Consider the following 14,871-nt stretch of genomic DNA (forward strand, 5'->3'; position numbering starts at 1 on the left):
GAAGCGGTGGGTGATGCGTTACCGCCCATCCTAAGCGCCGTCGGCCCACAAGGGAAATCGCCATTTTCGAGAGAAACTATCCGCCGCGCCGATAGTTTCCGTTTGGCTTTCAGTGGCGCGCCGGCTGTGGCGCTTGCCTCAACGTCGGCTAACTGCGACCTTCGAGTTGTGCGATCAGCGCGTCCGGAATCTCCACGCCGTCTTTCTGCGCCGTGTCCGCGAGACGCTCTCTTCGATCGCCGGGCAAGCGCACGTCGTGGTCCGCGAGCATCATGTCGATCAGCGCTTCCACGCGTGACAGATAGGTTTCGTCGCCGGCGAGCGCGCCCGGATCGATCGCCCAGAACAGATGGCCGATGCGCGAGCGCTCCCCCTCTTCGGTCAGGAACGAGCCGGCTTCGTAGCCGAAGTTCGCGCCCGTCAGGGCCGCCGCCAGCAGCTCGACGATCAGCGCCAGCATCGCGCCTTTCGCGCCGCCGAACGGCAGCATCATGCCGTCGAGGGCCGCGCGGGCGTCGGTGGTCGGCTGGCCGTCGCGGGTGGTCGCCCAGCCCTCGGGAATCGGCTTGCCGTCGCGCGCGGCCAGCGCGATCTTGCCGCGCGCGATCTGCGACAGCGCGAGGTCGATCACGAGCGGCTCGCCATTGCGACGCGGGAACACGGCGGCGATCGGGTTGGTCCCGAACAGCGCGCGGCGGCCGCCCCACGCGGGCATCGCCGCCGGCGAATTGCTGAACGCCAGCGCGACCATGCCCGCCGCGCCGAGCGCGGCCAGATGGGCTGCGCCCACGCCGAAATGGTGACTGCGCTTCACGCCCGCGACCGCGCTGCCGAATTGCTTCGTGCGCTCGGCGAGCGTGGAGACCGCAAGATCGCACGCGGGATAGGCCAAACCGTCCGCACCGTCGATCAGCACCGCCGCGCCGCGATCCGCGACGATCGTCGCTTGCGCGGTGGGGTCGACGCGACCGTTGCGCAACTGCGCGCAATACATCGGCAGACGCGATACACCATGCGACGACAAACCGCGCAGGTCGGCATAGACCAGCGCGCGAGCCGTGGACTCGGCAGTGGCCGGCAGCGCGCCGGCGCGGCGCAGCGAGTCGACGGCAAGCGTGGTGAGCGCGTCGGGAGACAGTCGGGCCATCGGGTATTCCTCAAGTTGTTGTGTTGGTGTTGGTCTGGCGCTGCGGCGGATCGTTCAGCCGGCAACGCCACCACGCGCGGGCACGCGAAGCAATGCCGCAATACGTCGATTGCGGTATTGCCGACGAACTCGCCCATGACGATCGTCTGCCGGGTCGCTGTCGTGATTGTGCTACTTAGCCGCCCTTTTCCAGCAGCGTCGTGCCGGCAGCCGGGCGTCTTTCCTCGAGACCAGGTTGAGCCGACGGCGGCTGAGCCTGCGGTTTCGACTGCGACTGCGGCTGCACGTGATCCCGGACTTCGCGCGGGGCCGCGAGGAATTCCCGCGCCGCGCGCGCATCGAAAGCGCCTTCCCAGCGCGCGACCACCAGCGTCGCCACCACATTGCCGATCATATTGGTCAGCGCGCGGATTTCATTGAGCACGCGGTCGACGCCGAGAATCAGCGTGATGCCCGCCACGGGAATGATGTTGTGCGTTGACAGCGTCGCCGTCAACGCGACCAGCGCCGCGCCCGCCACACCCGCGCCACCCTTCGACGTCAGCATCAGAATCGCCAGCAAGCCCAATTGCTGCATCAGCGAAAGATGCGTGTTGGTGGCCTGCGCGATGAAGAGCGAAGTCATCGTCAGATAAATCGCGGCGCCGTCGAGGTTGAACGAATAGCCCGTGGGCAGCACGAGCCCGACGATCGCCCGCGGGCAGCCCATGCGTTCGAGCTTCTCCATCAGGCGCGGCAGCACGGATTCCGTGGTGGACGTGCCCAGCACGATCAGCAGTTCCTCGCGGAAGTAGCGCAAGAGCGGCCAGAGTCCGACGCCCGCCCAGCGCGCCGCCGCGCCGAGCACGACGACGATGAACAGGATGCTGGTGATGTAGAAGCACAGAATCAGCAGACCGAGTTGCTGCAAGGTGCCGATACCGTATCTGCCGACCGTGAACGCGATCGCACCGAATGCGCCGAGCGGCGCGAGTCGCATGATCATCTCGACGATGCGCATGAGCGTGTCGCCGAACTGTTCGATGCCGCGCATGAGCAACCGGCTGCGCTGCGACATGATCGACAGCGCGATGCCGAACAGCACGGAGAACAGCAGCACCTGCAGCAGATCGCCGCGCGCGAAGGCACCCACCACCGAATTCGGCACGATCATATCGAAGAAGCTCGACGACGCCGAATGCGCGTCCGCTACGTAGTGCGTCATGGCGTGGGCGTCTAGCGTGGCGGGATCGATGTTCAGGCCCGCGCCGGGATGCAGCACGTTTGCCACGATCAGACCGATCACGAGCGCGATGGTCGTCACCACCTCGAAGTAGAGCAATGTTTTGAAGCCGACGCGGCCGACCTGCTTCAGGCTTTCCATCCGCGCAATGCCGACTGACACGGTGCAGAAGATCACCAGCGTGATCAGCATCTTGATGAGACGGATGAAGGTGTCGCCGAGCGGCTTCATTTCGACGCCGAACGCGGGCGCGAAGTAACCGACGAGAATTCCGGCTGCAAGTCCGATCAGGACCTGCACGTAGAGATGTTTGAGCACGCGCAAGATGGTGTCTCCTCCACTCGCTGCCGCCAGATGTCGAACCGGCGCCGTAGCGGCATGGCTTGCCGGCAACGGGCGGCGTCGTGGCCGTTCTCCGTGCCGGCACGCGCCGGGATTTGGGGGTCCACTGCGATATTACCAGGCAAGCGCGAAGCAAGCGCGCTTGCCTCGCCGCCAAAATCAGGCGCTTTCGAACAACCGGGTCAGCACGAACTCGCGATGACCGAGCGCTTCCGCCGCGGTAAAGCGGCCGTTGATCGTGGCCATCATGCATTCGAGCAATTTGTCGCCGCTCTGGTCGAGGTTCTGTTCGCGCTGCAGGATGCCGGTCACATCGACGTCGATATGCTCGCCCATGGTGCGCACCGTACGCGGGTTCGCGCAGATCTTGATGACCGGCACGATCGGATTGCCGATCACGTTGCCCTGCCCCGTCGGGAAGAAATGCACCGCGAAGCCGGACGCCGCGCACAACGTCACCATCTCGGCCGCCGCCGACGACGAATCCATGAACCACAGGCCCGCGTGCGTCGGTTCCTCGGCTTTGTCGAGCACGCCGTCCACCATGCACTTCTTGCCGATCTTCTGGATATTGCCGAGCGCCTTTTCCTCGATGGTCGTGAGGCCGCCCGCGATATTGCCCTTGGTCGGTTGCGACTCGGAAAGGTCGTCCGTCTTCCAGCGGTTGATCATGTCCTGATAGCGGTCGAACATGAACTGGAAACGCTCGCGCACTCCGTCGTTGGCGCAGCGCGCGGCGACGATCTGCTCGCCGCCGGTCAACTCCGACGTCTCGCCGAACACGAGCGTGGTGCCGAGTCCGTACAGCTTGTCGAAAGCATTGCCGACGGTCGGATTGGCGCCGCAACCCGAGGTCGTATCCGACTCGCCGCATTTGGTGGAGACCCACAGGTCCGAGATCGGACACTCCTCGCGATCGAGCGACGTGGCGTACTGCACCATTTCTTTCGCCGCCTTCGAGGCCCGCATGATGGTGTCGTGGTCGCCGTGCAGTTCAATGCCGAAGCCCATCACCGGCTTGCCGGTTTTCGCAATGCCGTCCACCACGCGCTTGGTCCAGCCTTCCTCGATACCGATCACGATCACCGCCGCGACATTCGGATTGCTGCCCGCGCCGATCAGCGTGCGAAAGTGCAGATCGAGGTCGGCGCCGAACTGCAGCCGCCCGTACGGATGCGGCAGCGCCATGGTGCCTTTGATGTTGTGCTCGACGGCTTGCGCCGCCGCGTTCGACAGATCGTCGACCGGCAGGATGATCACGTGGTTGCGTACGCCAACGCGGCCATTGTCGCGACGATAGCCGCGGAAAGTCGTATCCAGGTCAATCACGCTCATGGTGTATCTCTCGTTCAGGTGTGGGGGCGATTCGATTCCGGCAGTCTGACCAGCGCGACTTACCAGCGCTTCGTCTTGATGTTGTGTACGTGGGCGTGTTCGCCGGCGCTGATCGGCGCGACCACCTTGCCGATATCGACGCCGTACTTGAACACCGTGTCACCCACCGCCATGTCCTTGAGCGCCACCTTGTGACCGATCGGAATGTCCTGTTTGGCCGGGAAGGTCACGATCTCGTCGTCGTCCATGATCCACGCGTTGAGTTGCGTGGCCGCCTTGATGCCCTCGACGACCGCCACGCCGACTGTGTCCTTCGCCTCGTGCAACACGATGTGAATCGTCTTGCGTTCGGGCGACGCGCCCGCTGCCGCGGTGCCCTTGATGTCTGCCGTGGGATTGCTCATTAGCGTCTCCGTTCGTCTAGTGAATGCGGTGTCGTGCCGCTGGGAAAGCGCAGCCAGATGCGCTGCTGTGAATCGATATTAGGCGGCCTATCGCTCGATGTCAACTAGGTCATCTATATGTGTTACATGAGTGTTTTCCAGTAGCGACGACAGATTCCATGTCATCTAGATGGACTAGATGAGTTTGTCGTTTAAAATCCGAGCAGGTTTAACCTTCGCGAGCGGCGTCGCGCGACTCGCGCATTTCAGAGGTTTTCATGAGCACGCTCGCCATCAATCCGCCCGCGCTGGGCGGCACGCGGTACAAAGAGGTGAAAAGCGCGATTCTCGCCGCGCTCTCGGCAGGCGAATGGAAAGGCGGCGAATGCATTCCTTCGGAGAAGCGGCTCGCCGAACGCTTCGGGGTGTCCATCGGCACGCTGCGCAAAGCGATCGACGAACTTTGTGCCGAGAACATCCTGATCCGTCATCAGGGCCTGGGTACGTTTGTGTCCATGCATCAGCGCGACCGGCATTTTTTTCGTTTCTTCCGGATCGTGCGGCGCGACGGCGACAAGGCCTATCCCGTCGTCACGCTGATCGATTTCAAAAAGGCCCGCGCCTCGCGCGAAGTGGCGGCCGCACTCGGCGTGGAAAACGGCGCGCGCGTGTTCCAGTTCGTCAACGGCCTGGCGTTGCATGGCAAGACGGTGCTCATCGAACATATCACCGTGCCGGAGGCGCACTTTCCGGGTCTCACCGAAACGAAACTGCGCAACCGGCCGAACACGCTGTACAACTTCTATCAGGACGGCTTCGGCATCAACGTGGTCGAAACCGATGAACGCGTGAGCGTGGGTCTCGCGAGCGAACTGGAAAGCGCCCAACTCGGCGTCGAGGTCGGCGCGCCGTTGCTGGAGATCCGGCGTATCGCCTACTCGTATCACCGCAGCGTGGTCGAGCTGCGCGTTTCGCGGCTCAATACCGAAGAGTACGAATACATCGGCAACCGGCCGGGCGGCAACGAAGAGAAGTAGTTAGGCGCAGCGCGATCCGTGTCAGATCGGCGTCAACACCGGTTCGCCCGCAAAATGCCGCCGGGCGTTGTTCAGAAAGTTGTCGACTGAGGCCGTGATCGCTTCCGGTGAGCGGCCGCCCACGTGCGGCGTCAACACTACGTTGCGCAGCGCCAGCAAGGCTTCGGGAGGATTGGGCTCGCCCTCGTAGACGTCGAGCGCGGCGCCGGCGATCGTGCCCGCTGTAAGCGCCTGCGCGAGCGCCGCCGTGTCGAGCACGCTGCCGCGCGAGACGTTGACCACGAAGCCGTGCGGACCGAGGGCGTCAAACACCGCCGCGCCGATCAGATGACGCGTACCCGCACCGCCCGGCGTCGCGACGATCAAAAAGTCGCTCCAGCGCGCGAGGCCTTCCACGCTGTCGAAGTACCGATGCGGCGAGTCTTCACGCGGCTTACGGTTGTGATAGCCGATTTCCATCTCGAAGCCCGCGCCGCGGCGCGCGACCTTCTCGCCGATGTTACCGAGCCCGACGATGCCGAGGCGCTTGCCGGAGACGTTCGGGCGCATCGGCAAGGTGTCGCGCCAGACGCCTTCGCGCGTGGCCTGATCGAGTTGTGGCACGTCGCGCACCACCGCGAGCAGCAAGGCGAACGCATGATCGGCCACGCAATGATCGTTGGTGCCCGCGCCGTTGACCAGCACGATACCGCGCGAGCGGGCATGGTCGACGGCGAGGTTTTCATAGCCGGCGCCCAGCGCGCTGACCAGTTCGAGCTGCGGCATGCGGTCGATGTCCGCGGCGGTGAGCCCGGTCGTGCCGTTGGTCAGCACGGCACGAATCGTCTCGCCGTGCGCGTCAAGCGCGGCGGCTCGCTCGGCGGCGTCGGGCGCGTAGACGACGTCGAACGCGGCCTCGATCCTGGCGCGGCTTGCATCGTTGAGGTGGATCAGAACCAGCAGGGATGGCTTCATGGCGGCGGTTTTCTTGGCAACGTGGATGGACCGGACAAGTTTCAGGCCAGTGTAACAAGGCTCCAGAAGGCTTGCCGGCAAGCGTCCCGAGGGCTGGATGCCCTGCCGGATGGGCCCCGGCGCACCTCAAGTCCATCGGAACCCCGCCGTTATCCTGTTGGATGGCCTGACGTGAAAATGATGCATAACTGGTCTTTCTTTTCAGCCACCGGCCAACCCGTCTTAAAATAGCGGCACTTCCGATCCTGAGAACCACATGCTGGACATCCTCCCGCGCGGCCCTGCGCCCGCCAACGACGATTCCGAGATGTTCGAACTCGCGCCCGTCTCGCTCTGGCTCGAAGACTTCAGCGGCGTGCGCACCTTGTTCGACGCATGGCGGGCAGACGGCGTGACCGATCTGCGCGCGCATTTCGCCGCCAATCCGGGTTGCGTCGCGCAATGCGCGCACAGCATCCGCGTCATCAAGGTCAATCAGAAGACGCTGACGCAATTCGAGGCCGCCGATTTCGAAGCGCTCACCGGCAATCTCGCCTCGGTGTTCCGCGACGACATGCTCAAGACCCACCTCGAAGAGCTATGCCAGTTGTGGGCCGGGCAATCGCAGTTCACCAGCCAGACGGTCAACTACACGCTCGGCGGACGGCGTCTCGACGTGCTGCTCAAGGGCGCCGTGCTGCCCGGCCACGAGGCGCGCTGGGACCGCGTGCTGGTATCGGTCGAAGACATTACGGAACTCGAAGGCGCGCGGCATCGCGTGACGCTTGCCGAACAGTACGTGCGCGGCCTGTTCGAGTATTCGCCGGTGTCGCTCTGGGTGGAGGATTTCAGCGCGGTCAAGCGTCTGCTCGACGAAGCGCGCGCGGCCGGCATCAACGATTTCCGCGTGTTCACGGACGTGCATCCCGAGTTCGTCGAGCGCTGCATGCAGGAAATCCACGTGCTCGACGTGAACCAGCACACGCTCGACATGTTCGCGGCGAAAGACAAGAAAACGCTGCTGGCGCATCTCGCCGACGTGTTCCGTGACGACATGCGTCCGCATTTCCGCGAGCAGTTGGTCGATCTGTGGGACGGCAAGCTGTTCCAGCAGCGCGAAGTGCTCAACTATTCGCTCGACGGCAGCGAGGTGCACGTGCATCTGCAGTTCTCCGTCCTGCCGGGGCATGAGAAGTCCTGGGACCTGGTGCTGGTGGCGCTGACGGACATCACCGCGCGCAAGAAGGCCGAGGCCTATCTCGAGTTCCTCGGCAAGCACGACGTGCTGACCAAGCTGCGCAACCGCTCCTTCTACGTGGACGAACTGAACCGGCTCGAACGCAAGGGCCCGTGGCCCGTGACGATCATCATGGCCGATCTGAACGGTTTGAAACGCGTGAACGATCAACTCGGCCACGCTGCGGGCGATGCGCTGCTCAGGCGTGCCGGCGAGGTGTTAGCCAAGGCGACCGACGCGCCCTTTCATGCGGCGCGCATCGGCGGCGACGAGTTCGCGATCCTGATGCCGGACACCGACGAGCGCGGCGGCGCCGCGATGGTCGATGCGATCAGGCAACTGGTGGAACTGAACAATCAGTTTTATCCGGGCTCGCCGCTCAGCTTCTCGATGGGCGCGGCTACCTGCCAGCGCGGCGACCGGCTCGAAGCGGGCGTGCAGCGCGCCGATCTGCTGATGTACGAGGAAAAGCGCGCGACCTACGCGAACCAGCCGGCTGCGAACGCGGCCGACGCGGCAGGCGGCTGAAAAGCGGACGCGCCGGATCGCGGCGCGCAGGATCGCAGCGCAGCGCAGCGCAGCGCAGCGCAGCGCCGGCACGATAAGCGCCATATTCCGCGTGGCAGTGTCAGCAAACGGGAGAAAGCGGGAGCAAGCGGGAAGACCGTGCGACCCGCCGCGCCGTCCGCAACTGGTTCAGCCCGGCAATTTGGCCGCCAGCACATCGACCTTTTCGATCGTGGGCGGCGACGCGAACAGTTCGCCCGCCTTCGCCATCAACGCGGCCGCCACCTTGCCGTTCAGGTGCGCGTCACGGCCGCCCTCATCCGGAAAGGCATCGAAGATACCGAACGTGGACGGCCCCAGCTTCAAACCGAACCACGCGACGGTGCCCGGCTCCTCCTCGACGAGCGGCAAGCCGCTGAGCAGAAACGCTTCGACCTCTTTTTCCTTGCCGGGCTTGGCTTCGAGACGGACGTACAGTGCGAGTTTGACCATGACAGAACTCCTGCTGTGAGATTCGAGCAATGGTGTGCTTTGCGAGGCTTCGCCAGGCGTGACGAAACTTGCTGGGCCGCGAGGCTATCGAAAAGTATAGTCCGCTGTCAGTGTAGCGTCGCCACACGCCACTCGCGCCGGCATCCGCATTCGCTGGTTTGCGCTGGCGCAGCATCCGGCGTACCGGACGCCGGCCGCCCGGCGCCCGTCCGCTATACTCGCCGACCCTGAAGTTTTCCGCAGCCCGGCGCCGCGGTCTGGAAAGAAAATCATGTCGACAATTCCCGCCTGCCCGCAGTGCGCAATGGAAAATACCTACCCGGACGGCGACAACTACGTCTGCCCCGACTGCGCGCATGAGTGGCCGATGAACGCCGCCCCGTCCGCCGACGACGCCGACGAGCGCGTCGTCAAGGACGCCAACGGCCACTCGCTGGCCGATGGCGATGCCGTCGTGCTGATCAAGGACCTGAAAGTGAAAGGCTCGTCGATCACGCTGAAAATGGGCACCAAGGTGAAGAGCATTCGCCTTGTCGGCGGCGATCATGAAGTGGACTGCAAGATGGACGCCGGCAACTTCATGCTGAAGGCCGCGTATCTGAAGAAGGTCTGAACACAAACCCCGGTCGTGGCGGCCAGCGCCTAAACGCCCGGAAAGCGCAACTCGAAGCGCACCACGCCTGGCGCCGGACACACCACGCGCGCCGTGCCGCCATGCAGATGCATGATCGCCTTGACGATCGCGAGACCCAGACCGCTTGACTCGGTGAACGCGCTGCGCGCCGCGTCTGCGCGATAGAAGCGATCGAACAGACGGCCTAGTTGCTCCTCGGGAATCGGCGCGCCGTCGTTTTCGACCACCACGGTGGCGCCCGCTTCGTCCTGTGCGCCACGCAGACGCACCACCGTATCGCTTGCCCCGTAACGCACGGCATTGACGACCAGGTTGTTGATCGCGCGGCGGCACAGCATCGGATTGACCGATGCCACGCCTGCGGCCTCGACCACGAAGCGCATGCCGCGTTCGTCGGCGGGACCTTCGAAATAGTCTGCGATCCTGACGAGTTCCTCGCGCAGATCGACCGGCTCGCGTTCCACTGAAAGCGCCGCATGGTCCGCATGCGCGAGAAACAGAATGTTCTCCGCGATATGGCTCAGGCGGCTCAGTTCTTCGAGATTCGATTCGAGCACCTGCTGATATTCGTCGGGCTCGCGGGTCCGTGCGAGCGTCACCTGAGTCTGCCCGATCAACGCGCCGACCGGCGTGCGGATCTCGTGCGCCAGATCGGCGGAAAACTGCGAGAGCCGTTGATAACCATCGGCGAGACGGTCGAGCATGGCGTTGAACGCGTGCGTGAGCTGGCGCAATTCGAGCGGCGCCGCCTCGCTGTCGAGCCGCACGGACAGGCTTGTGGGGCTGATCTGCGCGGCCCGCGTGGCAATCTCGCGAACCGGGCGCAACGCGCGGCGCAGCACGTACCAGGCGAGCAGCGTCGCGGCCAGCATGCCGATCAGCGTGGCCAGCACGATGCGGTCGCGGTACGCGGCCAGCATACGCACTTCCTGCGTCATCGGATGGCCGGCGATCACTTCGACTTCGGTGCCGTCCTCACGCGCTTTGGCGGTGGCGATCGCCCAATGCACCGGCACACCGTTGGCCAACTGCGTCTGGCGGATGTCGGCAAAGGTCGGCAAGCGGCCCTCCACGCCGGCTTGCAGCGCGGGTACCGCCACGCCCGCCGGGTTCACGTCGATGAACGGCGCCTCGCCCGGACGACGAAACAGCAGCACGTCCTGTTCCGCGCCGAGCATGGTCTCGAACAGCAATGGCCGGCTCTTCAATTCGCTGACCGAATAGAGATCGCGCACGATGCGGCTGAAGTGCTCGACGCGAGCGGTCAGCACCACGTCGGCGCGGCGCTGCAACGACACCTCCGCGGAGTGATAGAAATACGCGCCGAGCGTGCCGATCACCACGCACGCAATCGACGCGAACAGCACCGTGGTGCGAGCCGTGAGCGAGCGCCCGGTCCAGAATTTCATGAGCCGTCGCCGAAGGTGTAGCCAATGCTGCGCACCGTATGGATCAGCTTCTTTTCGAACGGATGATCGACCTTGGCGCGCAGCCGCTTGATGGCCACGTCGACCACGTTGGTGTCGCTGTCGAAGTTCATGTCCCACACTTCGGAGGCAATCTGCGTGCGCGACAGCGCTTCGCCCTGGCGGCGTACCAGCAGATGCAGCAGCATGAATTCCTTGTTGGTGAGCGGAATCTCCACGCCTTCGCGCGTCACCTTGCGGCGCAGCACGTCGAGCTTGAGGTCGGCGATTTCGAATACGTCGCTTTCACGGATCACGCCGCGGCGCAGCAGTGTGCGGATACGCAGCACCAGCTCCGTAAATGAAAACGGCTTGACGAGATAATCGTCCGCACCGAGTTCGAGACCGCGAATACGGTCGGTGACGTGATCGCGCGCGGTCAGGAAAATCACCGGCAGATCGCGCCGCGCCCGCAGCGCGCGCATGATTTCCCAGCCGTCGATGCCGGGCAGCATCACGTCCAGCACGACGAGGTCGTAAGCATTTTCGAGCGCCATGTGCAGGCCGTCCGTGCCGGTGCGCGCGAGATCGACCGCATAGCCGCTCTCGCGCAAACCCTTCTTCAGGTAGTCGCCGGTTTTCGGATCGTCTTCGATGACGAGGATGCTCATGGCGCTCGGTGCTCCGATTCGGCTTTGGTTCAGAGCTTCGCCCTGCCGCTCGCCGAATCCTGGACGTGGATATGCCGGCCATTTTACGTGGCCGCGGCGCGCCATTCATGACGTTTTTGTCATCCGCCTGTCACTCGCCGGAGCCGGTCCCGGGTCTAATCTGTCCCCATCCTTCACCACCTGGAGCAGATTCATGAAGATCGTTTCCGCGCACGCGTTGCGCGCCTTCGCCGCCCCCGCGCTCGTTGCCGCTGTTTTGCTCGCCGCCGGACCGGCGGCCCAGGCCCAGAACGCCGCGCCTACCGGCGTGCGTGGCACGGTGACGTCGCTGTCGGGCGATCTGCTCAAGGTCCACACGCGCGACGGCAAGGACGTCGACGTGAAGCTCGCCAAGGACACGCCGATTCGCGGCGTGGTGATCGCCAACATCAACGACATCAAGCCGGACAGCTATGTCGGCACCGCCGCGATTCCGCAGGCGGACGGCACGCTGAAGGCGCTCGAAGTGCACGTATTCCCGGCCAGCATGCGCGGCTCCGGCGAAGGCCACCGTCCGTGGGATCTCGGCGGCAACAGTTCGATGACCAACGGCACCGTGGGTTCGCTCGTGGTCAGCAACGGCCGCACGATCACCGTGAAGTACAAGGACGGCGAAAAGAAAATCGTGATTCCGCAAGACGTGCCTATCGTCGCGCTGGAACCGGGTGACCGTTCGCTGCTGGTGCCGGGCGCGAAAGTCGTGCTGTTCGCCCACAAGGAAGCCGACGGCTCCATGGCCGCCAACTTCATCTCCGCAGGCGAGCGTGGCGTGACGCCGCCGATGTAATACGGCGTTTGCCAGCTCTCCTGTTTGCCTGAACAGCCGCGTTCTTCAATGGCGCGGCTTTCCACTTCCTGTTCGTCTCGCGATCCTTGCACCATGCCCGAACCGCAAACGCGCCTGCTCGTTCACCCGCTCGTCGTGCGAATCACGCACTGGATCAACGCATTCGCGATGGTCTGCATGGTGATGAGCGGCTGGGCGATCTATAACGCGTCGCCGTTCTTCCCGTTCAGATTTCCGGTTTGGGCGACCGTCGGCGGATGGCTGGGCGGCTCGATCGCGTGGCATTTCGCAGCGATGTGGCTGCTCTGCGCGAACGGGCTGCTGTATTTCGCGTATGGCCTCGGGCGCGGGCATTTTCGCCGCAAGCTGTTGCCGGTTCATCCGCGCGACGTGGTGCATGACGCAAGCCTCGCGCTGCAGTTCAAGTTGCCGCACGATACTGGCAAATATAACGCGGTGCAGCGTGCGCTGTATCTGCTCGTGCTATGTCTTGGCGTGCTGCTGGTGGCCTCGGGGCTGTCCATCTGGAAACCCGTGCAATTCTCGTGGCTCACCGCGCTATTCGGTGGCTTCGACTTCGCTCGGCGCGTGCATTTCATCGCGATGGCCGGCGTAGTCGGTTTCGTGGTTGTGCATCTGGCGCTGGTGCTGCTCGTGCCGCGCACGTTGCTGCCGATGCTGACAGGGCGCGCACGGCATTCGGCGCACGAAGGGAGCCAGGCATGAGCGCATCCAAACCCAACGACGGTGCGCGTCGATCCCGCATCGTGCTTGCCGATCATCAGCCGCAAATCGAGCGGCTGCAACGACGCCTGTTCCTGCGCTCGTCGCTCTCAATCGGCGCTCTGGCGATGCTCTCTGGCTGCAACATGCAGGACGGCGATTCGGTCGACAAGGTGCTCTGGGCGATGTCGCGCTGGAACGATCGCGTGCAGGGCTGGCTATTCGATCGCAACAAGCTTGCACCGACCTATTCGGCGCGCGAAATCACCGACCCGTTCCCGTTCAATGCGTTTTATCCGGAGTTCGACGCGCCGGACATCGACGGCTCGACGTATCAACTGGAAGTGTCGGGGCTCGTGTCGGACAAGCGCACGTGGAATCTCGATCAGCTACGCGCGTTGCCGCAGGCTTCGCAGATCACGCGCCACATCTGCATCGAAGGATGGAGCGCGATTGGACAATGGCGCGGCGTGCCGTTTCGCACGTTTCTGGAGCGCATCGGCGCCGATCTGAACGCGCGCTATGTCGGCTTCAAATGCGCGGACCGTTATTACTCCAGTCTCGACATGGCAACGGCCTTGCATCCGCAGACGCAGCTTACGCTCGACTTCCGCAATGAGCCGCTGCCGGCCAAATACGGCTACCCGCTGAAGCTGCGTGTGCCGACCAAACTCGGCTTCAAGAATCCCAAGCACATCGCGGCGATTTTTGTGACCAACACGAATCCCGGTGGCTATTGGGAAGACCAGGGGTACAACTGGTTCAGCGGTTTGTAACGTGTAGCGCGGCCCGCTTGCCCGATCACACTGCGGTGACGTAACGCGCCACCGGCTTGACCACGCGCGGCGGCGGCGCATCGTAGACGGCGCGCATGCGTTTCACTTCGTCGACCGGGCTCAGGCCGAACAGCCGCTTGAACTCGCGGCTGAATTGCGATGCGCTTTCATAACCGACGCGCGCCGCGGCCGCGCCCGCATTCAATCCATCCTGCACCATCAGCAAGCGTGCGTGATGCAAGCGCGTGGTCTTCACGTATTGCATTGGCGAAGTGGCGGTGACCGCTTTGAACTGCGCATGAAACACGGCGAGGCTCATGCCCGCTTCGGACGCGAGCGTATCGACGTCGAGCATGCCGTGGTAGCCCGCATGAATTCGCCGCAATGCCTTGGCAATGCGGCCGAAATGATTCTGATGCGTGAGCGCCGCCCGAATCGCGTCGCCCTGCTCGCCGGTCAGCACGCGATAACAGATTTCGCGCACCACGCCGGGCGCGAGAATGCGCGCGTCGAGCGGCGAAGCCAACGCGTCCATCAGACGTTGCACCGCATTGCACAGCGCCGGGTCGAGCGGCGTCGAATAGATGCCGACGGGTTCATTCTGCGCGGCGCCCTGCGTTTCGTTCAACGCCATCAGTAATTCGGCCACCATGGTCAGATCGACGCGCACCGAGATGGCAAGGAACGGCTCTTCCGCGCTCGCCTCGGTCTCGCATTCGAATGGCAAGGGCACCGAGAGCACCAGGTACTGCTGCGCGTCGTACTGAAACACCTGATCGCCGAGAAAGCCGCGCTTGCGGCCCTGGCAGACGATCACGATGCTCGGCTCGTACATGACCGGCATACGCGGCATGGGCGTATTCGCGCGCATGAGGTTGACGCCTTCGAGACTCGTGCGCGTGAGGCCCGGGGTGGGCGCGAGCACATCGAATAATTCGACCACGCGCTGCTGGGCGCGATCGACCGGGACGGGTTCAGCGGAACGGGTTGACATGACGGTATAGTGACGTGCGAGAGAATAATGCTTGAAATTTAGCACCAAACGAACTATCGCGCTCCTCGCCAGGAGTTTTAGGCAAATCTTCAAGACATTCAGGTATTCCCGGGGTCGCTTGCCGCTCCTATCATGGGAACCCTGCCGGATCATCCTTTTCCGCGCTGCGCCGGGCTCGGTTGCCAATTCCCAGTTTGACGAATTTG

The 14,871-nt window shown here is 63.9% G+C and carries 15 protein-coding genes; 6 read left to right on the forward strand and 9 right to left on the reverse strand.

Going from position 1 to position 14,871, the window contains the following annotated elements:
- Positions 1–148 precede the first annotated feature (148 nt).
- From PQR32_RS27780 to PQR32_RS27795, 4 genes are all read right to left on the reverse strand, one after another.
- Positions 149–1,147, reverse strand: coding sequence for an Ldh family oxidoreductase (locus tag PQR32_RS27780; protein ID WP_408234444.1), 999 nt, complete (start codon positions 1,145–1,147; stop codon positions 149–151).
- 175 nt (positions 1,148–1,322) lie between these two features.
- Positions 1,323–2,693: a C4-dicarboxylate transporter DctA gene (gene dctA, locus PQR32_RS27785; RefSeq protein ID WP_408234447.1), complete on the reverse strand. Its 1,371-nt coding sequence runs from the start codon at positions 2,691–2,693 to the stop codon at positions 1,323–1,325.
- 177 nt (positions 2,694–2,870) lie between these two features.
- Entirely contained in the window at positions 2,871–4,046 is a 1,176-nt protein-coding gene (locus tag PQR32_RS27790; RefSeq protein ID WP_042328033.1) for a UxaA family hydrolase, read from the reverse strand.
- Positions 4,047–4,105: 59 nt separating this feature from the next.
- Positions 4,106–4,450: a UxaA family hydrolase gene (locus PQR32_RS27795; protein ID WP_408234450.1), complete on the reverse strand. Its 345-nt coding sequence runs from the start codon at positions 4,448–4,450 to the stop codon at positions 4,106–4,108.
- A 257-nt stretch (positions 4,451–4,707) separates the two neighbouring features.
- Here PQR32_RS27795 and PQR32_RS27800 point away from each other — a divergent pair, with 257 nt between their 5' ends.
- The gene (locus tag PQR32_RS27800) at positions 4,708–5,466 is read left to right on the forward strand and encodes a GntR family transcriptional regulator (RefSeq protein ID WP_408234453.1); all 759 of its coding nucleotides are present in this window, start codon (positions 4,708–4,710) and stop codon (positions 5,464–5,466) included.
- A gap of 21 nt (positions 5,467–5,487) precedes the next feature.
- Here the strand turns inward: PQR32_RS27800 and PQR32_RS27805 are convergent, their stop codons facing one another.
- Positions 5,488–6,420, reverse strand: a complete 933-nt coding sequence (locus PQR32_RS27805; protein WP_408234456.1) for a 2-hydroxyacid dehydrogenase — start codon at positions 6,418–6,420, stop codon at positions 5,488–5,490.
- A 256-nt stretch (positions 6,421–6,676) separates the two neighbouring features.
- Between PQR32_RS27805 and PQR32_RS27810 the strand changes: the two genes are divergently transcribed.
- The gene (locus PQR32_RS27810) at positions 6,677–8,164 is read left to right on the forward strand and encodes a sensor domain-containing diguanylate cyclase (protein ID WP_408234459.1); all 1,488 of its coding nucleotides are present in this window, start codon (positions 6,677–6,679) and stop codon (positions 8,162–8,164) included.
- 168 nt (positions 8,165–8,332) lie between these two features.
- Here PQR32_RS27810 and PQR32_RS27815 read toward each other — a convergent pair whose 3' ends face one another.
- The gene (locus tag PQR32_RS27815; protein WP_408234462.1) at positions 8,333–8,635 is read right to left on the reverse strand and encodes a putative quinol monooxygenase; all 303 of its coding nucleotides are present in this window, start codon (positions 8,633–8,635) and stop codon (positions 8,333–8,335) included.
- A gap of 271 nt (positions 8,636–8,906) precedes the next feature.
- Here PQR32_RS27815 and PQR32_RS27820 point away from each other — a divergent pair, with 271 nt between their 5' ends.
- On the forward strand, positions 8,907–9,248 hold the full coding sequence (locus PQR32_RS27820) for a zinc ribbon domain-containing protein YjdM (protein ID WP_408234465.1): 342 nt from the start codon (positions 8,907–8,909) through the stop codon (positions 9,246–9,248).
- Positions 9,249–9,277: 29 nt separating this feature from the next.
- On the opposite strand, the gene PQR32_RS27825 is transcribed toward PQR32_RS27820, so the two are convergent.
- Both PQR32_RS27825 and PQR32_RS27830 read right to left on the reverse strand, forming a co-directional pair.
- Positions 9,278–10,678 carry a heavy metal sensor histidine kinase gene (locus PQR32_RS27825; protein ID WP_408234468.1) on the reverse strand — a complete coding sequence of 467 codons (1,401 nt, stop codon included), beginning with the start codon at positions 10,676–10,678 and terminating at the stop codon, positions 9,278–9,280.
- Positions 10,675–11,346, reverse strand: a complete 672-nt coding sequence (locus PQR32_RS27830) for a heavy metal response regulator transcription factor (RefSeq protein WP_408234471.1) — start codon at positions 11,344–11,346, stop codon at positions 10,675–10,677. The genes PQR32_RS27825 and PQR32_RS27830 overlap by 4 nt, the downstream gene beginning before the upstream one ends.
- 193 nt (positions 11,347–11,539) lie before the next feature.
- Between PQR32_RS27830 and PQR32_RS27835 the strand changes: the two genes are divergently transcribed.
- From PQR32_RS27835 to PQR32_RS27845, 3 genes are all read left to right on the forward strand, one after another.
- Positions 11,540–12,172 carry a hypothetical protein gene (locus PQR32_RS27835; RefSeq protein ID WP_408234474.1) on the forward strand — a complete coding sequence of 211 codons (633 nt, stop codon included), beginning with the start codon at positions 11,540–11,542 and terminating at the stop codon, positions 12,170–12,172.
- 93 nt (positions 12,173–12,265) lie between these two features.
- Positions 12,266–12,898 (forward strand): cytochrome b/b6 domain-containing protein, encoded by a 633-nt coding sequence (locus tag PQR32_RS27840; protein WP_408234477.1) that lies wholly within the window; start codon positions 12,266–12,268, stop codon positions 12,896–12,898.
- The gene (locus tag PQR32_RS27845) at positions 12,895–13,671 is read left to right on the forward strand and encodes a molybdopterin-dependent oxidoreductase (protein ID WP_408234480.1); all 777 of its coding nucleotides are present in this window, start codon (positions 12,895–12,897) and stop codon (positions 13,669–13,671) included. Before PQR32_RS27840 ends, PQR32_RS27845 begins: the two co-directional genes overlap by 4 nt.
- Positions 13,672–13,696: 25 nt before the next feature.
- Here PQR32_RS27845 and PQR32_RS27850 read toward each other — a convergent pair whose 3' ends face one another.
- Positions 13,697–14,665, reverse strand: coding sequence for an AraC family transcriptional regulator (locus tag PQR32_RS27850; RefSeq protein WP_408234483.1), 969 nt, complete (start codon positions 14,663–14,665; stop codon positions 13,697–13,699).
- Positions 14,666–14,871 lie beyond the last annotated feature (206 nt).

This window comes from Paraburkholderia dipogonis (genome assembly GCF_046027395.1).
Taxonomy (GTDB): domain Bacteria; phylum Pseudomonadota; class Gammaproteobacteria; order Burkholderiales; family Burkholderiaceae; genus Paraburkholderia; species Paraburkholderia dipogonis_A.